The sequence below is a fragment of the Floridaenema flaviceps BLCC-F50 genome (assembly GCF_041929275.2).
GTDB lineage: Bacteria > Cyanobacteriota > Cyanobacteriia > Cyanobacteriales > Aerosakkonemataceae > Floridanema > Floridanema flaviceps.
In genome coordinates this window covers 2,370,834-2,393,092 of the sequence record NZ_JBHFNR020000001.1, presented here as the reverse complement: position 1 = coordinate 2,393,092, position 22,259 = coordinate 2,370,834, and the positions used below count along the sequence as shown (strand labels likewise).

16 protein-coding genes, 1 tRNA gene and 1 pseudogene are annotated in these 22,259 nt (G+C 42.4%); 8 read left to right on the top strand and 10 right to left on the bottom strand.

Going from position 1 to position 22,259, the window contains the following annotated elements; genetic code table 11:
- Window positions 1–15 precede the first annotated feature (15 nt).
- Together mltA and nadB are read right to left on the bottom strand one after the other, a co-directional pair.
- Entirely contained in the window at window positions 16–1,284 is a 1,269-nt protein-coding gene (gene mltA, locus ACE1CI_RS11540; protein ID WP_413267379.1) for a murein transglycosylase A, read from the bottom strand.
- Between the two features lie 112 nt (window positions 1,285–1,396).
- On the bottom strand, window positions 1,397–3,091 hold the full coding sequence (nadB, locus tag ACE1CI_RS11535; RefSeq protein ID WP_413267378.1) for an L-aspartate oxidase: 1,695 nt from the start codon (window positions 3,089–3,091) through the stop codon (window positions 1,397–1,399).
- A gap of 203 nt (window positions 3,092–3,294) precedes the next feature.
- Between nadB and ACE1CI_RS11530 the strand changes: the two genes are divergently transcribed.
- Window positions 3,295–4,110, top strand: a complete 816-nt coding sequence (locus ACE1CI_RS11530; protein WP_413267377.1) for a carbon-nitrogen hydrolase family protein — start codon at window positions 3,295–3,297, stop codon at window positions 4,108–4,110.
- Between the two features lie 616 nt (window positions 4,111–4,726).
- A complete protein-coding gene (locus tag ACE1CI_RS11525) occupies window positions 4,727–5,956 on the top strand; it encodes an AI-2E family transporter (protein ID WP_413267375.1) in 1,230 nt (409 codons plus the stop codon).
- Between the two features lie 218 nt (window positions 5,957–6,174).
- On the opposite strand, the gene fba is transcribed toward ACE1CI_RS11525, so the two are convergent.
- From fba to ACE1CI_RS11510, 3 genes are all read right to left on the bottom strand, one after another.
- Complete coding sequence (gene fba, locus ACE1CI_RS11520; RefSeq protein WP_413267374.1) at window positions 6,175–7,254, bottom strand: class II fructose-bisphosphate aldolase; 1,080 nt, start codon at window positions 7,252–7,254, stop codon at window positions 6,175–6,177.
- A 275-nt stretch (window positions 7,255–7,529) separates the two neighbouring features.
- A tRNA-Lys gene (locus ACE1CI_RS11515) sits at window positions 7,530–7,601 on the bottom strand.
- Window positions 7,602–7,692: 91 nt separating this feature from the next.
- On the bottom strand, window positions 7,693–8,565 hold the full coding sequence (locus tag ACE1CI_RS11510) for an aldose epimerase family protein (RefSeq protein WP_413267373.1): 873 nt from the start codon (window positions 8,563–8,565) through the stop codon (window positions 7,693–7,695).
- Between the two features lie 370 nt (window positions 8,566–8,935).
- On the opposite strand from ACE1CI_RS11510, the gene ACE1CI_RS11505 reads away from it, so the two are divergent.
- The gene (locus tag ACE1CI_RS11505) at window positions 8,936–9,193 is read left to right on the top strand and encodes a hypothetical protein (RefSeq protein ID WP_413267372.1); all 258 of its coding nucleotides are present in this window, start codon (window positions 8,936–8,938) and stop codon (window positions 9,191–9,193) included.
- 826 nt (window positions 9,194–10,019) lie between these two features.
- Window positions 10,020–10,331: a DUF6679 family protein gene (locus tag ACE1CI_RS11500; RefSeq protein WP_193982428.1), complete on the top strand. Its 312-nt coding sequence runs from the start codon at window positions 10,020–10,022 to the stop codon at window positions 10,329–10,331.
- A gap of 99 nt (window positions 10,332–10,430) precedes the next feature.
- Here ACE1CI_RS11500 and ACE1CI_RS11495 read toward each other — a convergent pair whose 3' ends face one another.
- Window positions 10,431–12,065: an MBL fold metallo-hydrolase gene (locus tag ACE1CI_RS11495; RefSeq protein WP_413267384.1), complete on the bottom strand. Its 1,635-nt coding sequence runs from the start codon at window positions 12,063–12,065 to the stop codon at window positions 10,431–10,433.
- Window positions 12,066–12,298: 233 nt separating this feature from the next.
- The gene (locus ACE1CI_RS11490) at window positions 12,299–12,421 is read right to left on the bottom strand and encodes a DUF8629 family protein (protein ID WP_496615413.1); all 123 of its coding nucleotides are present in this window, start codon (window positions 12,419–12,421) and stop codon (window positions 12,299–12,301) included.
- 269 nt (window positions 12,422–12,690) lie between these two features.
- Here ACE1CI_RS11490 and mgtE point away from each other — a divergent pair, with 269 nt between their 5' ends.
- Entirely contained in the window at window positions 12,691–14,049 is a 1,359-nt protein-coding gene (gene mgtE / locus ACE1CI_RS11485) for a magnesium transporter (RefSeq protein WP_413267371.1), read from the top strand.
- 49 nt (window positions 14,050–14,098) lie between these two features.
- Here mgtE and ACE1CI_RS11480 read toward each other — a convergent pair whose 3' ends face one another.
- Together ACE1CI_RS11480 and ACE1CI_RS11475 are read right to left on the bottom strand one after the other, a co-directional pair.
- Window positions 14,099–14,827 carry a DUF8692 domain-containing protein gene (locus tag ACE1CI_RS11480; RefSeq protein WP_413267370.1) on the bottom strand — a complete coding sequence of 243 codons (729 nt, stop codon included), beginning with the start codon at window positions 14,825–14,827 and terminating at the stop codon, window positions 14,099–14,101.
- Window positions 14,820–18,845 carry a PAS domain S-box protein gene (locus ACE1CI_RS11475; protein ID WP_496615412.1) on the bottom strand — a complete coding sequence of 1,342 codons (4,026 nt, stop codon included), beginning with the start codon at window positions 18,843–18,845 and terminating at the stop codon, window positions 14,820–14,822. The genes ACE1CI_RS11480 and ACE1CI_RS11475 overlap by 8 nt, the downstream gene beginning before the upstream one ends.
- 271 nt (window positions 18,846–19,116) lie before the next feature.
- Between ACE1CI_RS11475 and ACE1CI_RS11470 the strand changes: the two genes are divergently transcribed.
- The 3 genes and pseudogenes from ACE1CI_RS11470 to ACE1CI_RS11460 all read left to right on the top strand — a co-directional run bounded on the left by ACE1CI_RS11470 (window position 19,117) and on the right by ACE1CI_RS11460 (window position 21,338).
- The gene (locus ACE1CI_RS11470) at window positions 19,117–20,124 is read left to right on the top strand and encodes an aspartate carbamoyltransferase catalytic subunit (RefSeq protein WP_413267368.1); all 1,008 of its coding nucleotides are present in this window, start codon (window positions 19,117–19,119) and stop codon (window positions 20,122–20,124) included.
- Window positions 20,125–20,258: 134 nt separating this feature from the next.
- Window positions 20,259–20,767, top strand: a pseudogene (locus ACE1CI_RS11465) (molybdenum cofactor biosynthesis protein MoaE).
- Window positions 20,736–21,338, top strand: coding sequence for a recombinase family protein (locus ACE1CI_RS11460; RefSeq protein ID WP_413267366.1), 603 nt, complete (start codon window positions 20,736–20,738; stop codon window positions 21,336–21,338). Before ACE1CI_RS11465 ends, ACE1CI_RS11460 begins: the two are co-directional and overlap by 32 nt.
- Window positions 21,339–21,432: 94 nt before the next feature.
- On the opposite strand, the gene ACE1CI_RS11455 is transcribed toward ACE1CI_RS11460, so the two are convergent.
- The gene (locus tag ACE1CI_RS11455) at window positions 21,433–22,134 is read right to left on the bottom strand and encodes a DUF8626 domain-containing protein (protein WP_496615411.1); all 702 of its coding nucleotides are present in this window, start codon (window positions 22,132–22,134) and stop codon (window positions 21,433–21,435) included.
- Between the last annotated feature and the right edge of the window lie 125 nt (window positions 22,135–22,259).

The window sequence follows — 22,259 nt, the reverse complement described above, 5'->3', positions numbered from 1 at the left end:
CAACCAAAAGCTTGATTACTGTTTCAGCAACAAATAGTAAAGATATCCATTACTCACAGTCATTCCCGCCCTTTGTTGGGCTACTTTTCCAGTTCCCAGGAAATAGTCTACCCTGCCAGCGCTTTTAATTGCTCCCCCTGTATCTTGATTGAGTACGTAGCGCGACACAGTGTTAAATTGCATTTTTTGCTCAGCATCAGGGTAGGGAAGAGGTGCGAAGATCAAAGCTAAAGCGCCGGGGGGCATAATTGATTTGTCAGTGGCGATCGATCTATCTGCGGTTAATGGTACGCTAAGGCTACCCGTCGCCGGACGACCATGATTTTCTTGAAAAAAGACAAAACTGCGATCGCGTGGTAAATAATTATCTAATTCTTGCGGATTTTGGTGAAAATATTGCCAAATCACAGGCAGAGTCAGATTTTCTAACGGCAACTTCCCATCGTCTGCCAAAGCCTTGCCAATACTACTATAGTTATAAGCTGTATTTCCTGCGTAACCTACAGTGGTAATCGTACCATCGGTTAACCGCAATTTCGCCGAACCTTGAATGTGAATTAAGTAAGATTCTAAGCGATCGCGCAACCAAAATAATTCTAACCCCTTTAATTTACCCTTGCTTCCTTGCAAACCATCTTTTCCTTCCAACTGTTCTCTAGTAGGATGAGGTTTCGACCAAGATTTTAAATTAGGTGGCAAACGATAGATAGGATAGCGATATTCCGACGTAGGAGTTCGACTAGCATCATAAACAGGTTCATAATAAGCAGTAAACAATACATTTCCCAACCCATCTCTACCGATAGACTGGTAAAAGACAAACTCTTTTTGTACTGCCTCCCAAAGTTGTGCAGCGTCACCAGAAGTTCTGACTAATTGGCGAAATCTGGTTAAACTGCGAATTACGCGATCGCGAGTAATTCCCGGAATAGTATACTTTCGGTAATCCGTAATTGCTTGGGGAGAAGTCAGATAACGTAAACTATTGTCGATCGATTTTAACAGGGCAATTTGATCCCCAGCTTGCTGATTTTTCCCCCAAATTTGCTCATCCATTCCCATATAATTAGGTAAAGGAGTTTTCACAGGCAACAAAACTGGTAAACTCTTGGGAGGTCTAGGAGAATCTCTGAGCAAAATTTGCGGATCGGGAAGTTCTGGAATAAAAAAATCTGATGATACCGGATTAATATTCACCGATTGCTGCCAAAAAGCAAGCAACCATCCGTAAGCAATCATCAATAATCCCAGATTAAAAGTAATTAAAGTCAGAGTTTTTTTCATACAAAACTGATTTTAATAAACCTGGTTCGTTGTGAGGACTTTAGTCCTTTTATTTGGCAAGGTAACGACTCAAGTCGCTACTACAAACTTTTTGAAACGACTCAAGTCGCTACTACGAACTTTTTGACCGATCGGTTTCTACTGGAGAAGATTGCCACCATTGGTTATTCTGCACTAATGTGTGAGCTTGCCATTGGGGGGAAGTTTCGGGAAAATCAGAGCGATAGTGACCGCCACGACTTTCGGTGCGAAAAACGGCGCTTCTGAGGATTAAGTATGCCACATCTAAAAGATTTCGTGTCTCTCCCCAAAGTTTAATTTGTGCTTCCATGTCTGGGAAATTTAACGAAACATTCTGCGACGGTTGTAAGTTTTGCAAGTATTGACTAAACTCTAAAGCAGCAAAGTCCTTTTGCCATAATTCTACCTGAGCGATCGCACTTTCCAACTCATCCCCTCGCCGCGAAATCCCCGCACACCGCCACATCAAACGCGGTAACTCCTCACGAATCAACTCAACTAAAGAAGGCAGAAGGCAGAAGGTAGAAGGCAGAAGGGAAATAGTCTCCTTGTCCCCTTGTCCCCTTGTCCCCTTGTCCCCTTGTCCCCTTCTCTCAATCTGCAAATTACTCATTTGAGCGCCAAACACGATACACTCTAACAGAGAATTACTCGCCAAACGGTTAGCGCCGTGAACTCCGGTACTAGCAGTTTCCCCTACCGCGTATAATCCCGGAATTGAAGTTTGATTCATTAAATCAACTAAAATTCCTCCCATCCAATAATGAGCAGCAGGAGAAACAGGAATTGGTTGTGAGAATACATCAATTCCCCAATTGTGACAAACTTGAATAATATTGGGAAATCGATAGCTAATTTTTTCTTTGGGAATCGGGCGTAAATCTAGCCAACCATGCGCTTCGCCTGTATGTTGTAAATGGTGAAAAATCGCTCGACTGACAACATCTCTGGGAGCAAGTTCACCTTTTGGGTGATAATCAAAAGCAAAACGGTAGCCTTGAGAATCGATTAAATGAGCACCTTCACCGCGTACAGCTTCACTAATTAAAAAATGTGGCGCATCTGGTTTCATTAAAGCTGTAGGATGAAATTGGCAGAATTCCAAATCTCGGACGATCGCACCCGCACGATAAGCCAATGCTACCCCATCACCCGTACTAACTGCCGGATTAGTAGTTTGGCAAAATACCTGTCCCCCACCCCCAGTTGCTAACACCACAGCTTGAGCACTTACCCAAAGTAACTCACCTTGGTAAATTAAACTTACCCCTTGACAATGCCCTTCACAGAGCCAAAGATCCAAAACAAAAGCTGGCGAAAGCACTTGAATATTTGCGCGTTCTAAAACTTTAGCACTGAGAGTGCTCACCACCGCCCTTCCGGTAGTATCAGCTGCATGAAGCACACGAGGGCGAGAATGTGCAGCTTCTAAAGTCAAGGCTAAAGTATTGCCTTTGCGATCGAAACCCACCCCCATTTGTACCAAAGAATCAATACATTGGGGTGCTTGCTCCACTAAAAACTTTACCGCCTCCAACTCACAAAGACCAGCCCCAGCTTGCATCGTATCTTCAATATGCAAATCTGAGGAATCACTCGGATCGATAACAGCGGCGATACCCCCTTGAGCCCAATCACTAGCAGATAAAGGCAAGCTATCCTTAGTAATTAAGCCCACTTGTAACGATTCTGGCAAACAAAGTGCTGTATAGAGACCAGCAGCACCAGCCCCAACTACTAAAACATCGAATCTATTCGCTAAAGAACTGGAAATAGAAGAGTGCAAAAATAACTCCCAGAAAAGCTTTATTTACAGAGTACTGTGGAATTGAAAATTTTTGGTTCGAGATTTTCCTAATTATTCTGACCTATTCCTCAAGAGCGATCCCAGTGTTCGCTAAAATACCATTACTACTTCTGTATTAGAGACAACTAAGGATCGAGATTAAACAGAAGCCGAACTTTGCTTTATTTTACTTAATTTGACCTATGAAGCCTTATTTAGCCGCAGCCATTCAAATGACCAGTGTACCTGATTTAGAAAAAAATCTGATTCAGGCAGAAGAATTAATTGACCTCGCCGTGCGTCGGGGTGCAGAACTGGTTAGTTTACCAGAAAACTTCTCCTTTATGGGGGAAGAAAAAGATAAAATTGCTCAAGCAGAAGCGATCGCGCAAAAGAGCGAAAAATTTCTCAAAACAATGGCGCAACGCTTCCAAATCACCATATTAGGCGGCGGATTTCCCGTACCATTAGATAATGGCAGAGTTTACAACACAGCTTTGCTCATCGATCCCAATGGTGTAGAACTTGCCTGTTACCAGAAAGTACACCTATTCGACGTAGACTTACCCGACGGTAACACCTATCGCGAATCTAGCACCGTCATGGCAGGAACGCGCATTCCCCCGATTTACCCATCCAAAGAACTGGGAAATCTGGGACTTTCCGTATGTTACGACGTGCGCTTCCCGGAACTGTACCGTCACCTATCCCAAATGGGAGCCGAAGTGTTGTTTGTTCCTGCTGCTTTCACCGCATACACTGGTAAAGACCATTGGCAGGTGTTGTTACAAGCCAGAGCGATCGAAAACACCTGTTATGTAATCGCCCCCGCCCAAACAGGAAGACATTATGCCATGAGACAAACTCACGGACACGCCATGATCGTCGATCCTTGGGGAGTAATTTTAGCAGATGCAGGAGGCGATCGACCAGGAGTAGCCGTAGCAGAAATTGACCCCCAGCGCCTAGAACAAGTCCGCCGTCAAATGCCCTCACTGCAACACCGAGTTTTCATGTGAAGTACTTACACTGATACTTCGTATACAGTGTAGGCTTCCTGTCTCATCTGCTGTTGCCACGTTGGGGATATCACGGGTATATTCGGGGCTTAACCCGATAATGGTCTTACACAGCATCTCTGAACTTGCGTCCTTTATCCAGCCAAAACTGGAACCCAGGCAGCAACCCGCCTCCCGCAGGTTGTTTAATTGTTTTATGCACAACGTCACTTGGAATTACAGCAATGGCTTACCAGTTGGTTGAAGATTGGATCGATAGGTTGCCAAGTTCAAGAGTTGGCGATTCCTCCCCGACCCCACTCCCTAATCAACCTGACGGTTGATATTGGTCAGGAGTCAACTCGTCATCGCCCAAAAATTCATCTCGTCGCCTCCCTCCGGGTAGGCGAGAGGCTTCTTTTTGTTTCATCTAAATTAAGAAAATTGCTCCATCCTCGATTAATTAGCGAAAAGTTTGATGTACAAGCAATCCCAGTCGTAGCGGCGAATCATGAATCGCCCCTACGGTACGGGCGATTCATGATTCGCCTGTAACCCCATCTCAAAAGGTTAGTGTGATCTTACCCCTACCCTACTACACTAATGACTAACACCGCTGAAAAATAGAGCTAGTTTCATGGTTAGCCCTCGACCATCTCCACCAAAAAGTAAATTACTCAACTGGTGGGAATCCCTAACTCCATTGTCGCGCCTACTAGTAATTGCCCTAGCAGCACCACTTACCGTGTTAAATGCTTGGGCATTTTCGGAAATTTTCGGTTATTTTGAATCCCTGTTTGTGATTCTGGTAGTAGCTTCCCTGTTAGCTTTTCTCCTGAGCTATCCCGTAGACTGGCTAGAACAACGGGGAGTCAACAGAGCTCAAGCGGCAATCTTCGTCTTCTTATCTACAGTGTTGATTTTGGTAGCAGTGGGAGTAACACTGGTGCCATTAGCCTTTACCCAAGCCCAACAGTTAGTAGCAAGATTACCAGAATGGATCGACTCAGGACAACGCCAACTAGTAATGATCAACGAAAGAGTTGACATAGTAGGATTACCGATCAGTTTAGATGGATTAATCGTACAAATTAACGATCGCTTAAAAGCCAACCTGCAAAACATAGCCGGAAGAACCCTCAATCTCGCCTTAAATCTCACAGTATTAACTGTAGTCAGATTGCTAGATGTCTTGTTGACAATAGTAGTAACCTTTTACTTACTCCTGCATAGCAAAGATATTTGGGTTAGCTTAATTCAGTGGCTACCGACACGCATTCAAAAGCCATTCTCTCAGACATTGCGATCGAGCTTTCAAAACTACTTCACCGGACAAATAATCCTAGCCACCTGCATGGCTTCTGGATTAATCTCCGTTTTCCTACTACTAAAAGTACCCTTCGGCTTGCTATTTGGCCTCACCATAGGTTTAATGGCACTTGTACCCTTTGGCGGCTCCGTTGGCATCGGACTAGTAACCTTTCTCGTCGCCTTAAGAGACATTGGATTAGCCTTACAAGTCCTAGCCGCCGCCCTCATTGTCCAACAAATAGTCGAAAATATCATTGCACCCAGAGTATTAGGCAGTGTCACCGGATTAAATCCCTTCTGGGTATTCATCGCCATCCTAACCGGAGCCAGAATCGGCGGACTCTTAGGAGTAGTACTAGCAGTACCCACCGCAGTAGTCATCAAAGAAGCACTAACCTCCATCCGTTCTGTCAGAAAAGCCGACGACGCTCAACAAAATAATCACACCACCAAAGACAACTCTGCCATCATCAAAGCCAACAACGATAACTCCTCCCTCAATAACACTAAACTCAATCCCACATCAACCGAATCAGTTGTAGAAGTCAAAGAATAAACAGTCTGTTGTAACGACTTGAGTCGTTTCATGCCCGGAAAAAAAACGACTAAAGTCGTCACTACAAACCAAATTAACAGTCTGTTGTAACGACTTGAGTCGTTCATTGCCTCAAAAACGACTAAAGTCGTCACTACAAACCAACAAAAAAACGGGTAGCCTAAAAAACTACCCGCAAAATCTATGCAAATTAAGGACTAAATTAGCAAAATTGCCATTTAGACGGTCGCAGCAGTCTTAGTAACAACATTCAATTCGCCCTTAGCATACTTAGCTGCATAGTCATCCAAAGACATTTGCTTGATCTTGCTAGCATTACCAGCAGTGCCGAAAGCTTCATAACGCTCAGCACAAACTTTTTGCATATACTTGATCGAAGGCTTGAGGAAGTGACGGGGGTCAAATTCACTGGGTTTTTTAGCTAGTGCTTCCCGTACCGCAGCAGTGATTGCCAAACGGTTGTCGGTGTCAATGTTCACCTTACGAACACCACTCTTAATACCCTTTTGGATTTCTTCCAAAGGTACACCGTAAGTTTCAGGAATTGCGCCACCGAACTGGTTGATCAAGTCTAGTAAATCTTGAGGCACCGAGGAGGAACCGTGCATTACCAAGTGAGTGTTAGGTAAGCGGCGGTGAATTTCTTCAATCCGGCTGATAGCTAAGATTTCACCAGTTGGCTTGCGGGTAAACTTATAAGCACCGTGACTGGTACCAATAGCCACCGCCAAAGCATCAACTTGAGTTTGTTCTACAAAGTCAACAGCTTCGTCAGGGTCGGTCAACAGTTGGTCATGAGACAATGTGCCTTCAAAACCGTGACCGTCTTCTTTGTCACCCTTTCCAGTTTCCAGAGAACCTAAACAACCCAGTTCGCCTTCAACACTTACGCCGATCGAGTGAGCAACGTTTACTACTTCACGAGTAACATTCACATTGTACTCGTAGCTCGCAGGAGTCTTGGCATCAGCTTCTAAAGAGCCGTCCATCATCACGCTAGTAAACCCATTTTTCATGGCTGAGTAGCAAGTAGATGGCGCGTTGCCATGATCTTGGTGCATTACAATGGGAATCTCAGGATAGGTTTCCACTGCCGCTAAAATCAGATGGCGGAGAAAGTTTTCGCCAGCGTATGAGCGAGCGCCACGAGAAGCCTGTAAAATCACGGGACTATCTGTTTCTTTAGCAGCCAGCATAATCGCTTGGATCTGCTCCATATTGTTAACGTTGTATGCTGGAATGCCGTATCCATTCTCAGCAGCGTGATCCAACAGCAGCCTCATTGGTACAATCGCCATAAGTGGTCCTCCTATATTTGGTTGCTCAGCTAATTGGGTTTGTACAATCTTAAATGATTAGAATAATCTTAAGATATTTTGTTACTCAATGGAATGTGTTCTAGGAATTTTTGCTCAGATTGCTCACAAGGGAACAGGGAAAGTTTTGAGTTACAAACTTTTCTTGCTCCCCTGCCCCTCTGCTCCCCTGCTCCCCTGCTCCCCTGCTCCCCTGCTCCCCTGCTCCCCTGCTCCCCTGCTCTGGGCAAGTGTTAACATGACTATCAATTAAAAAATGGGTCGCCCGGGATTCGAACCCGGAACTAATCGGTTAAAAGCCGAGTACTCTACCGTTGAGTTAGCGACCCGTGTTATTTATGTTTTTCGCAACGTTTATCACTATAGCACAGCTATTCAAAAAAATGGAAGGGGTTGAGTAAAAAATTTTTTTGGTGGCGATCAACTGAGGGTTACGGTGAGAGCAACTACTGTTTCTAGGGAGGCTTCTGGCTCTAGAATAATCAGTTGTTCGCCTGTGTTCATAGCGTTGCGAGGGGCACTCCAAGGTTCTAAGCAATAGAAATCTTTACCTTTGAGAGTCCAAAACACGACTCTAGAGTAGGCATCATCGTAACTCAAATGTAAATTTAGGTTGCGGCTTTTATTGGTAACGCTGGCCCAAACATTGGTTAAATCGCGAAATGCCACATCTATTTCATCGCTTTCAAAGTCGAAACTGCCTGTAAAGGGGTGAATTGTTTTATTTCGCTGGTCTTGGTATTCAGTTGAGGGAATCTGGAACTGGAGGGCGGTTTTATCTAGGGTGGTAAAGTAAGGATGCAGTCCTGTGGAAAAGGGCATGGATTCAGCAGATTTGTTGGTGTAACTTTGCCGAATTTCTAGGGTGCTGCCTTTGAGTTGGTAGGTGAAGATAACTTGAAAGTCAAAGGGGTAAAGCTGCTTTGTTTGGTCGTTGCTTTCTAAAAGCAGGGTGATGCTGGCGCATTCTTGGGTTTGTTGGTCGATTACTTGCCAAGGTAAGTCACGAGCAAAACCATGTTGTTTTAGTTGGTATTCTTTACCGTGAATGGTGTAGGTGTTGTCAGGTAAGTTGCCGCAGATGGGGAATAAGATGGGTATTCCGCCTCTTACGGTTAAGTCGGGATTGGCAAATCTTTCGGCATCTAAATAGAGAATTTCTTCGTCCCGTAGCTGCCAGCGGGTGATGATTCCGCCTCGTTCTGGTACGACTTCGATGCGGGATTGGGCATGATGGTCAGTGAGAATGTAGGTTTTGTATTGCTGCTGTTGGATTGCGATCGCAAACTCCATAATACTCCCCTGTTCAATCTAAATTTGCTCACCTCACTACTTTACAAGGGATCGATCGCTTTTCCCTCTCCATAATCTTTACCAAGCTTTTGTAATTAACCCTGGCTATCTTTACAGTCTCTTAACAGTAGCCCAGATAAGCTATTACCAGAGATTGATTTCTCAGTTGCAGTCTTAAACTTCTACTCGGTAGCAAAAACTGGAAGACCAATATTTGAAATCAGCGATTTAAAAGCCTCAGTGACTCAAATCACAGTTTAACAGAGGACTTTATCACAACTTGCTACCGCTCTCAGTCATTTACCTGTTAACGCAGATGTTTAAGACTAGAATTGACGGTTAACGCATCAAGGATGCTCAGGAAGTAGTTATGATTCGTTCACTAGTTAAGTCAGCTTTTCAAACAGGGTGTTTAAGTGTTGCTTCTGAAGGTCTTATTGGTCAAGTTCTGGCCCATAAAGGCTATCAATCCGCTGACTTAGATGCCCTCTCTTCCTTGTACAATGCAGTAAATTCTGGTCAAATTGAGCGAGAGGCACGCGGGGCAGTCACGCAAACTCTCATAGAGTACGTGCAACCCTGTCTAGAAAATACGCATCAACTAACTTTTCTGGTTGGAGGAGTGTAGTGTATTCATAGATACATCAAACAACTCCTAGCTGAGATTTAATTATAGGCAAGGACTAACGGCAAAACTCCGAGCAGGCAAATTGCCGTTAGATAGATTAGGTAGTCTGTAAATAGGAAAAAATTGCGCTTTTATTTGAAATTTTAGAATTTACTCTTGAGATTGCTCTGCGAGCGGTTACATATAGTTGACAAGCAAAAAGTAATGCAGCAAAAAGTAAATAAATAATCTGCTTTGCTAAGGGCTGGTGCAGATTTGCTCAGTTTAGCAAGAAAGAAAAAATTATTTTCCCCAGGGCATCCAGATTGGCAATTCTGAGGGGGCAAGTGCTAACAGCTTAGATGGGAAAAGGGTTTGAGACAGCTACCCCAGGGAAAAATTTCCTCATTTGTACAGTTTGCTGCGGTGATTACTACAAAAATGGTAGTTCTCCCTAGAGTAATAAAACAGAAGTATTGATAGAATAAAAGGTATCTATAATATGGCGTTTCCTCACACGCGATCGAATCTCGTAGAACGCTTCTATCCTTAAATGATTACTACCACCCTTACCGACAAACTAAAAAATTCTTTTCCACCTGCTATCTGTTGCTCAATTCGAGATAAACTTTTTCTAACCTTAGCATCAGATAAACATCAGGATGTTGTCTGCTTCTGCAGCAACAATTTATGCTGAGGTGCCTAGATTTCAATGGTTACACCGCTGAGTATCGGGCTTGAGATGAAATGGCTGGCTAAGTGTTAAGAAATTTTCCCGAAGTCAGTCGCCAAAGATAGATTAACAAACTAAGCACTTGAAGAGTTCCCTGTTCAGGAGAAACAATATATGCTACACCGCAAGATATATCAACTCTGTTGCGATGGTCGAGAAGTCTGTGTGTTCTTGCGGGACCAGCAACGTTGGATTGAACGCGCCCGAATCATCGATATTGAGGGTGATTTAGTGACTTTGCGCTATGAGACAGACGAAGATGATGAAGTCTCTTCTTGGGAAGAGATGGTACGCTTAGAAAGTATCGGTGCCGTAAGTCAAAAACTAGCTTCCGTACCGAGAGGCAATGTCGAACCTCTAGTTTCGGATGATTGTCCAGAAGCAGAGCAAATTCGCAATCATTTCCCGGATTCTAATCTAGATTAATTAATAGGTAATGGGTAGTGGGTAGTGGGTAATGGGATTCCTACTCCCGACTACCGATTACCTACTACCAGCCTGAATCTTGTCAACTTGCTAGTTGAGTTAATTAGAATTGTCGCCGTTTTCCCGTTCTGGCTTCAAAGAGGGTTCAAATACAGGACAGTATCCGTCCGGTGTCACTTTAAAATCAAACAGAGGTGATGCTGGATTTCGGCAACGTTGTCCGCGCATATAACGACAGTTGCCGCAGCAAGCTAGGTCAGCGGGTAAGCGATCGCTTCTTTGGGTCAATAATTCTCGTTGAGTTAACCCACGCAATACCAGTTCCTCACCTTGCCAACGAGCTTCTACTAAACCAGTATCAGCAAAATTTTGCCAGCGGGGGTCGGCAGTAATTGTGTCTGGTAAATTAATGGTGACGATCGTACCTAATTCTGTGAGTTCGCCTTCGTAGTTAGTTTCCGGGGCGGCGGGTTGTAAAAATGTTTCTCCGATCGGCAATTCTACTAGTGTACCAGCGTTGGGGGAATGTAAGTGGTAGCGGTTTTGTAACTCCTCCAAGCTAGTTAAATCTGCTAAATAAGTGGGAGAACCGTGAACAAAGACGACGTGCTGCGGGCGCAAATTATGGATCAGCTGGGTTGTACCTGGGCCATCACAATGTTGAGCTAACAGGTAACTTTCCACACTGAGAGTCCCAGAGTTTTTGGTGTGAATCTGATAATCTTCTATTGTCGATCGTCCTGGTCTTTGCGGTAATAAAACTACCCAAGCTTCAGCATTAGGATAAAGATACTTACTCAAATCAACTGTTTCATCAGTCAGTACAATACAGCTAGTTTTTCCTAGCTGGGGGATTTGTTCCGGTTGTAGGCGGCGCACACGGGGGCGCACTCGTTCATCCCAAAATAAAGGTTGGTGACGGGAAAAGTTTTGGACAGAAGCGGGAAGATGAGGTAATAGTTCGAGATAGGCATCACATCCAGAGGCGACTGTGCCATCTACCCAAATATCTAAGTCTCGACCTGTAAATAGGTGATGACTCCGCAACAACATGAGGATTTCTTGACCTAATCCTAATGCTGGGACTGGCATGAGGAGCGATTTTCCGGCGCTAACGGCGCGACTGATCCGTTCTGCGAGTTGGTTTTCTTGCTGGCGGCGGTGGGGATGACGCGCTGTGCCGTAGGTGCCTTCAATAATCAGAATATCAGGTTCGATTCCCCGTAAAGCGTCGAGGGGTAAACCTTCGACTAAGCGCGAGTTGGAGAGGAAAAAGTCGCCTGTGTAGAGGAGTGTGTAGCTGCGACTGAGGGCAGTGTAAGTGAGGCGAATCGCAGATGCGCCTGGTAGGTGTCCGGCGGGGAATAGTTCGGCACAAAGTCCGTCGTGAAATTCGATCGGCGATCGCCAAGGTAAAGCTTGACAAAATGACGGGATTTTGGTTGGGTCTGTCTCAGGCCAGTTCAGCGGCAATAATTGAGTGGTAACTTCACTGGCATAAATTGGTAGCTGGGGAAAAGCTTTATGTAATGCTAATAAACCTCTAGCATGATCGGGATGGGCGTGGCTACATAATACTAAATCAGCTGGTGGTATTTTTTTGTTAGGAGCAAACAACGCTGAAATATCAGCCATGCCACAATCTAAAAGAATGCGATATGGCCCCATCCGTAGTAGTAGACTAATCCCTTCACCTGCATGATTGACACTGTAGGGCAAGCATTCTAGATCAATCACGATGCCTTCCGTTACTTTTTCGCTAACCTGAGATGGAAGAGTAAAAAGGCAAAGAGCGGTAGGTGCTAGGCACAGGCTACGCGATCGGGAAAATGCGGTCTATTGATTTTGCCTCTTTACTTTTGGCTGGTATTAATTCTCTAAAATGCTGCTACTAATTAGTCTTTGCGTCTGGGTGTCTTTGTTTAAGAGCATCAGCCACCTGTAGCAAACTTTAAAGAGAAACAATATTAGTGGGCTGTTCCATTACCGTGATAATTGTCTGAATCGTAGAATCCATTTTTGGTGCCGAAGAAGAGGCTCGACAGTATAAAAATCACGGTTAGGGCTAAAAGAACGATTTTTACGTCCATTGGAAAATCTCTGTATTAGATAGATTACGGTAGCTGAATTCTAGCATTGACACTCCGTTCTGTAAAACTTACTCAAATCTGATTTGATTGTGAATTAGCAGCTTAAGGGATAGCATATAAATACTGGTACTGTGCCTTATCTGTGCTATTTGTATCAGTGTCGAATTCAGTTGTTTAAATTCATGGACAAAAGTCCATCATCTGACAGTATTATCCTCCCCTAAGCTGGTGACTTTTGTCTCCCGGCGCGGGGGAGACTAGGAGGTTGTATGCTGACACAGGAAGGGCGTGTTGCGTTAGAGGATATTGCTGATTTAAATCAGCTAAAATCGGAACTTAATTCTTTGCCAGCGGTGGATGTTGGCGATTATATTACTGATTTGCCAGGGGAACGACGGGCGATCGCTTTTCGTTTATTAAACAAAGCTCAGGCAATAGATGTTTTTGAATATTTACCACCCGAAGTGCAGGAAGAATTGATTGGTTCGCTGCATGATACTCATGTATGTCAGATTATGGAGGCAATGCGACCTGACGATCGGGCAGAATTATTTGATGAGTTACCAGCGGGAGTGGTAAAACGATTGGTACAACAACTCAGTCCTTCGGAACGACAAGCAACGGCGACTATTTTGGGTTATCCAGAAGGTACGGCAGGTCGGGTGATGACGACTGAGTATGTGCGGTTGCGCGAAGGTTTGACGGTTGGCGAAGCTTTAAGCAAAATTCGGTTAAGCGACCATGATAAGGAAACGATTTATTATGCTTACGTGACTGACAATAACCGCAAGTTGGTGCAGGTGGTGTCGTTGCGGCAGTTGTTGTTTTCGATTCCTGGTGCTTTGATTCGCGATGTTGCTAGTAATCGGGTGATTAAAGCTTATACGGAAATGCCTCAAGAAGAGGTGGCGCGATTGATGCAGAGGTATGATTTGCTGGCGTTGCCTGTGGTCGATCGCGAAGACCGTTTGGTGGGTATTGTCACGATCGATGATGTAATTGACATTTTAGAAGAAGAAGCTACCGAGGATATCCAAAAGTTAGCTGGGGTAGGTGGTGGTGATGAGGAAGCTTTGTCTCCGCCTCTGGTGACGATTCAAAATCGTTTGCCTTGGTTGTTGGGGGTGATGGCGTTGTATATTGGGGCAGCAAGTGCGATCGCGCCTTTTCAAACTGTGATTTCCCAAGTTCCAGTTTTAGCGGTAATTATGCCAATTTTTTCTAATACTGGGGGAACTGTGGCGATTCAAGCTGTAACTGTCACTATTCGCGGTTTAAGTGTAGGAGAAGTTACGCCTTTAGATACGCTGAAAATTTTACGTAAGGAAATTTTAGCTGCGTTGGGAACTGCTTCTGCTTTAGGTTTAGCTTTGTTTATACTCTCTTTTATTTGGACTACTCCGGGTTCAAGATGGGTGGGTATAATCGCTGGGTTAGTAATGGCAATTAATGTGTTTGTTGCTGTGATTTTAGGCACTTTGTTACCAATGGGAATTAAGCGCTTAAAACTCGATCCGGCGATGATGAGTGGGCCATTATTAACTACTACTTTAGATGCAGTGGGATTTGTAATTTTCCTTTCTTTAATCTCGCTATCTTTAAATGTTTTTGGTTTAAAACCTCATTGAGGGGACTGGGGACTGGGGACTGGGGACTGGGGACTGGGGACTGGGAATTTTAGATTTTAGATTCCATTTTTCCCATCTCTCCATCTCTTTCTGCTAATCTGAAGCTAAAGAATAAAGTTAGACCGAAAAGAGTAATGCTTTCACCTAGTAATTCTGTCAATTCTTCAATTGTATCTTTGACTGAGTTGACGATCGCAGTTGTAGAATTAAGACTAATTGCTATTTGGGCAACATACTGTTTAAAAAATTGAGCGTGAATAACTTCCACTCCTATTCCTCCCATTAAAAACATCACTATTCCCAATACAGTAAAGAATGTGCTGCGGGGATAAGCACGCCAAAGTGCTATTAACTGTCGATAACCTAATACAATAGTTAAGAGGATAATTGGCAAATAAAAAAATACCCATTCTATACCCCCACCTTTAAATTCTGGCATCCAAGAGAAGCGACGGATAAGTAGGTGAAATTTCCAGATTTTATCTTGCGATACATAGAGAAATGCTGTGCCGACTGCTAATAGTAACCACCAGGATCTTTTCGGTAGTTCATGCCGTCGCCAACAGGATGCTAGGGTTAACAAAAAACCGATCGCAAACAGTTTACAGGCAGCAAATAAAACGGGTATTGTCCTGGGTATATCAAAATCGAAATCCCTAATGGCTTTACCAAATAAGATGGTGCTAATTAGATAGATTGATGCTAAGGTTAGATCGATCGCAATCAAATAAATCAAGAGTACCCGCTTGGTAGATTGTAGAATTTTGAGTTTATTCATTTGATATATTTTTGGCTTTCTTGTGCAATACTGTTTGAATAGTAACTAATAATTCTTCAGTAGTAAAAGGTTTAGAAAGAAAGCCTTTGACTTGCTGACTCGCGGTTTCGGCATTTCCAGCATTAATAGTTAGTCCACTCATGGCAATAATTTCCAAATTAGGATTGATTTTTTGCAATTCATTTATGGTGCAAGAACCATCCATATTAGGCATCATCATGTCTAGTAATACTAAACTAATTTTTTCTTTAATTTGCTTGTAAGTAGCGATCGCTTGTTGCCCATCACTAGCAGAAATTACTTTGTAACCATGTGTTTCTAATAAGGTTTTAGTAATATTACGAATGGCAAATTCATCATCAACTACGAGAATCAATTCTCCTGAACCTTTCGCTATTTGGCTTGGTTCTATTTGCTGGTTTTCTTGGGCTGCTAATGCTGGTAAATAAACCTTAAATTCTGTACCTTTTCCCAGTTCACTATAAACATTGATAAAGCCGCCATGACTTTTAATAATTCCCATTACTGTGGATAAGCCAAGTCCTGTACCTTTACCCAGTTCTTTGGTAGTAAAGAATGGTTCAAAAATGCGATCGATAATTTCCCCTGGAATCCCCATTCCTGTATCTGCTATGGTCAGGACAATATATGAGCCAACTTGAGCATCAATGTTTAATTTAGCATAGTGTTCATCAATCCAAATATTTTCTGCACAAATGGTCAAAGTGCCGCCGTTAGGCATAGCATCGCGAGCATTTACACAAAGATTCATTAATACTTGATGTAGTTGTGTGGCATCTCCTAAAACAGTGGAAAGCTCGGCGGATAAATCAATAGATAATTCAATTGATTTTGGGAAAGTTTCTTTGGCGATATGACGAATTTCTGCTATTAAATGTCTGATTTGAACGATAGTGCGATCGCCTTCAATTCCGCGCCCAAAAGATAATACTTGTTTAACTAATTCTGCACCTCGTTTGGCATTGTTTTTTAGGATCGGCAATAGTCGCATACTCCGTTCATCTTTTAGTTGTAATTCTAGGAGTTGCACTGCCATTAAAATGGGGGCTAAAATATTATTTAAATCGTGAGCAATGCCACTAGCTAAAGTTCCCAAACTTTCCATGCGTTGAGCACGGAGGAATTGAGCTTCTAATTGTTTCTTTTCGGTAATGTCTGTGTTGACAACTAAAATTGATTTAGGATTTCCTGCTTCATCATAGACTAATGTCCAGCGACTTTCTACAATGATTTCTTTGCCTGTTTTAGTAACTTGGCGGAGTTCTCCTTGCCATTCTCCTTTTGCTAAAAGAGTTTGCTGGATTTGTTGGCGATTGATTGGATTTTTATATAAAAAGTCATGGGTATTTTTACCGATCGCTTCCGCTGCTGTCCAACCATAAAGTCGTTGGGCACCTTGATTCCAAAACAGTATTTTACTATTAATATCCTTGACAAAAATTGCATCAGTAGCAATATCTAAAAGTGCTGCTTGTTCCCCGATCTTTTGTTCTGATTGCCTCCTTTCAGTAATATCTTTCATAAAACAATGATGCCCAATAAACTGCTTTTCTTTGTTGTAAGCAGCTACCATAACTACTTGTTTATAAAAATGCGATCGATCTTGGCGAACACCTCTTGCTTCAACTTCTACTTTCCCTTTTAAAAGCATTTCTTGATAAGCATTGTTTAGCTTTTCCAAATCTTCAGGATGTACAGTTTCTTGCCACAACATTCCTAACATTTCTTCTGGTTCATATCCACAAGTATTAGCATAAGCTTTATTAACAGTACGATAGTAACCATCGGTATCTAAGCGAGAAATTCCTTCTACTGCATTTGCTAGTGCTGTACTCATTTCTCGCAATTCTACTTCTGCTTGTTTGCGCTTAGTAATATCGGTAGCAGTACCCAAAATTTGATAAGGTAAACCTTCAGGAGTTCTGCTAAAGATTACATCTCGACTAATTAACCAACACCATTCACCATTGGCGCTTTGCATCCGATATTCAGTTTCAATTACTTCTCCGTCTCTCGCTTGGGCTAAACGTTTAAAACCTTCTTGGAGTTTAGGAAAATCTTCTGGATGAACTAGTTTTTTGACTAAACCTTCTATTTGTTGAAGTTCGGAAGGACTATAACCCAAAATTTCGGTAATTTGATGATTTACATAGATATTTTTGTCAGCCCTTAAGTCATAAAGGTAGAGTATTTCTGGTGTAGCATCGGCAATTTTTTGGAATAAACGCTGATTTTCCCAAAGGGCTTGTTTAACTATTTGTTGTTCTGTGATATCCTGATTAACAACTATTGAGCCGATAATTTCTTGCCGATCGTTCCTTAAGGGAATAGCCGAATTCAAAATAGTTTTACGAGTGCGATCGAAACGTTCAATATCAATGCACTGATTGAGAGTAATTTCTCCTTTGTTTATTGCTAAATAAGGTGCCCATTCTCTTGATTCGATCGGTTTACCTGTATCTGTCCACCAAGCTTTAAATTGCTGAGAGTCTGGCGGATTAGGAGAACTTAATCCAAAGCTGAAATTAGCTAAATCAAAATTTTCTTTCTTTACCCCCCAAATTTGACAGGCGGCGGGATTTGCTTGTAATATCTTACCCTGGTTATCGGTAATCCAAACTCCTACAGGAATGGCATTTAAAACTTTTCGCAGTAATTCTTCTTGTTGAGCTAGGGATATTTGACGCTCTTTTAATAATACCTCTGCTTGTTTCCTTTCGGTAATATCTGTATGGGAACCAACCATTCTAATTGGTTTTCCTTGGTCATTCCAAAGTGCTTGACCTCGGTCTAAAATCCATTTATAAGTGCCATCTTTACAGAGCAATCTATGTTCATTTATATAAAAAGGCGTTTTTTTATCTAAATGTTCATTAATCGCTTGCATGGCTTTAGAAAGATCGTCGGGATGAACGCGAACAATCCATTCATTGACGTGATTAGCAATTTCGCTATCTGCATAACCAAGCATTTCTTTCCATCTTGGAGAAAAGAATACTTGATTACTTTCTAAGTTCCAATCCCAAATCCCATCATTGTTACCTCGTAATGCTAATTGCCATCTTTCTTCGCTTTCTTTGAGTGCAACTTCGGCAAGTTTAATTTCTGTAATATCACGAGCAGTGGCATAAATTAAGCCTTCTGAAATTAAGGGAATACTTTTCCAAGAAAGCCATTTATAAGAACCGTCTTGACAAAGGTAACGATTTTCAAAATTAATTACGGGTAAACCAGCATTTAACTTTTCGATAACAGCAATAGTTTCTGTTTTGTCGTCAGGATGTACAAAATTTAGAAATGGTGTTGCTAATAGTTCGGCTTTGCTGTATCCCAGTGTGGTTTCAAATGCGGGATTTAAGCGTTTAAAATAACCATCAAATCCAGCAATACAGATTAAGTCTAATGAGATGCTAAAAAAGCGATCGCGTTCTAATGCCGCTTGTTTATAATCAGTGCTGAGTTTGATTAGCGAACTTTCATATTCACTGTTAGTATATTTCAGTTTGGTAATGGTATCCCGTAATTCCAAATTATTAACAACTTGACGAGCTAGAGCTTGCAATGCTTGAATTTGTTTAGGAGTAATTTCTCTGGGTTTTTGGTCAATTACGCAAAGAGTCCCGATCGCTTCTCCCCCTGATAAAATTAAAGGAATCCCAGCGTAAAATCTCACAAAAGGATAGGATGTGACGACTGAATTATTTTTAGCACGCTCATCATTTAAAGTATCAGCAATAATCACTAAGTCACGTTCTTGAAGACAAATTGGGCACAAACCTACATTTATGGGTACTTCTGTTAGTTCTATTCCTACTTTTGCTTTAAACCATTGTTTGTCATTATCAATCAGGTTAATAATTGCTATAGGTGTATGACAAATTTGTGCGGCTAGATTAACAATGTCATCAAATGCTACTTGAGCATCTGTACTGAGTGCTTCATACTGATGTTGCACTTCTAGCTTATTTGTTTGATTGCTAGGTAGTGCAGTTTTCATTTTCACTCTTCCCATAAAAGCGGTGTATTATATAAAACATGATTTTGGAAAAATTTTTACTTTACGCTGCGATCGAGTTGTGAGAGATTAAAGTTGATGAGTGAGATTTTTCGGAGCCGATAATTTACCTGTAACTTGTTTTACCTTATTTCTGGTTGCACTTACCTCAGTGATTATTCTAGGGTTAACCATTGTATTGAACTAATAAAAAATTTTATGATTGCTATAAGTATATCCACAGTATGATTTTTCATCTAGGTTATTACATTATATGGGTAGTATTTGGACACGCAAGCACATCATTTCCTTAGCAGATTTCTTACCAGCAGAGTACGATATCGTTTTGCAGACAGCTGCTAGTTTTCAAGAAGTTCTTTCCCGCCGGGTAAAGAAAGTACCGACGCTGCAAGGACAGGTGGTAGCTAATTTGTTTTTTGAATCATCAACGCGGACTCGTAACAGTTTTGAATTAGCAGCTAAGAGACTTTCAGCAGATACACTCAGTTTTGCGCCAGCAACCTCTTCATTAACTAAAGGGGAAACAATTTTAGATACGGCGAAAACTTACCTAGCGATGGGTACCAATATAATGGTAATACGGCATCGGGAAGCTGGAGTACCACAAGCGATCGCAGATGAAATGGATCGATTACAATCACAAGTAAGCGTACTCAACGCTGGCGATGGACAACACGAACACCCCTCACAAGCATTATTGGATCTGTTTACAATTTGTTCGGTGTTAGATGCCAAACAACCAAAAATGGAACTTTTGCAACATAAAAAAGTGGCAATTGTGGGCGATATTCTGCACTCACGGGTAGCCAGATCTAATATTTGGAGTTTAACAGCAGCCGGAGCAGAAGTCCACTTAGCTGGCCCGCCAACTTTGTTACCAAAGCTATTTGCCGATTGGATGCCAGAAAACCAGGAAAATTCGCCAATTCCTGAACGTAAATTATTTTTACATTGGGATGTAGAACCTGCATTAAAAGATGCAGATTTTGTCATGACTTTACGCTTACAACGGGAAAGAATGACACAGCATTTGTTACCTAGTTTGCGAGAATATCATCAAAGGTATGGGATTACTCGCAATAGATTAAAGTTATGTAAATCGGAAGTGAGAGTTTTACATCCAGGGCCAGTGAATCGGGGAGTAGAGATTAGTTCTGATTTAATGGACGATCCTGAATTTAGTTTGATTTCTCAGCAGGTGACTAGTGGTGTAGCAATTCGCATGGCTTTGTTATATTTAATTGGTGGGGGTAAGAGTTAAAATTCAGATCCCCGACTTCTTCTGTGAAGTCGGGGATCTGAATTTTAGATCCCCGACTTCTTCTGTGAAGTCGGGGATCTAAAAATTGCTTATAATTTGCAAGTGTTGGAATTGTTCTTTTCTATCTATTTCCTATGAATTCTATTGTTGCCAGTTCACAAAGTTCTCCCATTCAATCCCATCCAAATGATAGTTTGGCGATTACTTTTGCACCTTTATCTTTAGAGGAAGTTTACGCTTTAGCAGATGATGCAGGTAATGGTGCGATCGTCGTAATGAGTGGGATGGTTCGCAATCAAACTGATGGGAAAGCGGTGGTTGCATTAGAATATCAAGCATATCAACCGATGGCGTTACAAGTTTTTGCTCAAATTGCCACCCAGATTCGTAATACTTGGTTAGATGTAAATCGGGTGGTAATTCATCATCGAATTGGAAGGTTAAATATTGGGGAAATTAGTGTTTTGGTAGCTGTAGGTTGTCCCCATAGATCGGAGGTTTTGCTGCTTGTCAATATGCGATCGACACTCTAAAACACAACGCACCAATTTGGAAAAAGGAGTGGTATAGCGAGCTAGATGGTAAATTATCTAGCAGTTGGGTAAGTATTGGTGCTTGTGAACAAACAGGAGAAAATTGCTGAAGTCCCGGAGATCGTTGCTTATGCCAGGGTTTCCTCTGTTGAGCAAAGTCAAAATAGTCATGCACTTGAGCAGCAGATAGCCCGTCTAAAATCAGCAGGAGTAGAGTTAGTGCTGGTTGATGTGGAGTCAGGTCGTGAAGGCAAAGAATCCGATCGCCCCAATTTCCAGAAAATGATGGTTTGGGTTCGGCGCGGATTGGTAAAACAAATTTACATTACTCGACTGGATCGACTTTCCCGGTCGCTTCCCACACTCCGTAAAGTTCTCGATCAATTCCAAAAATCAAACTGCACTTTAATAGCTCTAGATGACAACATTGATTTATCGACTGCTGCGGGTAAATTTCATGTCAATATGCTGGGTGCTTTGGCTGAGATGGAAAGCGATCGTTTAGCTGAGCGCATTCGTCGTGGAAAAGAACATTTTCGCAAACAGAAACGAGCTTCTCATGCGCCCTTCGGATACAAAATTGAAAATGCCCGTCATGTTCTCGATCGCACACCTTTTTTATCAGTAACAAATATTCATGATATTCAGGTGTTTCCACAAATCCGCACTTACTACAGGTAAAAATGTGGATGCCAGGAATGGCGATCGGACTCCCGCATCGAAAACAAGTACCTTTCTTTGGGCTGTCCATTTTTGTCAATTAATTCCATTGTTATTAAATCTTCTCCACACCAAAATCCAAAGATGCAACGAATTTTTCCCGATCGCACTCCCGAATCTTCTTCACCCAAATTCGCCGCTGGTCATCCCAACTAAACTTGGCACGGTTGGCTAAATGTCGATTTTCATAGCTAACCATCGCCCGCAGTTCAATCAGTGGGGAATTACTTCGGACGATCGCCTGCTCGACCATAAATGGCAACATTGCCCGCCGACGATTCAAGCACTCCACCAGCAACCTGACATCATCACCCGCTCTTCGGACGGTGCTAATCCCTATCCCTAGCCACAACGCCAGGTCAGTCAGCTTGTAGCCCCCTGAAGCATTAGGGTTAGGATAATTCCAATCAAAGTCTTTCATCGCGCACAACCAACGCTGCTCCCCAAGCAATTGATTAATCAACGGTGCATCGAACTCGGCATTAAATGCTACTGCGTAATCTGAACTATGAGCCATCTTCTGAAGTTGTTCGATCGCTTCTTCAACAAAACCTGACGCACTTTGAGTCAATTCATCAGCAATTGAATTAATCATCTCTGCTGGATTGTCATTCACAGGTAGTAAGGTTGCCAGTGATGCAATCGCACCTGTTTGTCGTTCAGTTTCGCCAATCTGGTAAAGCGTACCTGCTATTTCGCAGACGGAAGCGTTTAAATCGGCACTGGTAGTTTCCGTATCCAGAATTAAGAGTTTCATTGATGAGAGTCCCTGTTCAAGAAAGTGTTCAGCCTCCAACACAGATTTTTGATGTATTGCTTTTCTGGTCGTGGTTTTATGAGTCAAGGAAGGATATCCTTCCTTGTCGATCTTTAGTAGTGAGT

Coding starts and splice junctions, on each gene's coding strand:
- ACE1CI_RS11455 (WP_496615411.1), bottom strand. CDS start 22,134: ATGAAACTCTTAATTCTGGATACGGAAACTACCAGTGCCGATTTAAAC.
- ACE1CI_RS11525 (WP_413267375.1), top strand. CDS start 4,727: ATGGTTAGCCCTCGACCATCTCCACCAAAAAGTAAATTACTCAACTGG.
- mltA (WP_413267379.1), bottom strand. CDS start 1,284: ATGAAAAAAACTCTGACTTTAATTACTTTTAATCTGGGATTATTGATG.
- ACE1CI_RS11480 (WP_413267370.1), bottom strand. CDS start 14,827: ATGAATAAACTCAAAATTCTACAATCTACCAAGCGGGTACTCTTGATT.
- ACE1CI_RS11470 (WP_413267368.1), top strand. CDS start 19,117: ATGGGTAGTATTTGGACACGCAAGCACATCATTTCCTTAGCAGATTTC.
- ACE1CI_RS11505 (WP_413267372.1), top strand. CDS start 8,936: ATGATTCGTTCACTAGTTAAGTCAGCTTTTCAAACAGGGTGTTTAAGT.
- ACE1CI_RS11500 (WP_193982428.1), top strand. CDS start 10,020: ATGCTACACCGCAAGATATATCAACTCTGTTGCGATGGTCGAGAAGTC.
- fba (WP_413267374.1), bottom strand. CDS start 7,254: ATGGCGATTGTACCAATGAGGCTGCTGTTGGATCACGCTGCTGAGAAT.
- ACE1CI_RS11475 (WP_496615412.1), bottom strand. CDS start 18,845: ATGAAAACTGCACTACCTAGCAATCAAACAAATAAGCTAGAAGTGCAA.
- ACE1CI_RS11510 (WP_413267373.1), bottom strand. CDS start 8,565: ATGGAGTTTGCGATCGCAATCCAACAGCAGCAATACAAAACCTACATT.
- ACE1CI_RS11530 (WP_413267377.1), top strand. CDS start 3,295: ATGAAGCCTTATTTAGCCGCAGCCATTCAAATGACCAGTGTACCTGAT.
- mgtE (WP_413267371.1), top strand. CDS start 12,691: ATGCTGACACAGGAAGGGCGTGTTGCGTTAGAGGATATTGCTGATTTA.
- ACE1CI_RS11490 (WP_496615413.1), bottom strand. CDS start 12,421: ATGGACGTAAAAATCGTTCTTTTAGCCCTAACCGTGATTTTTATACTG.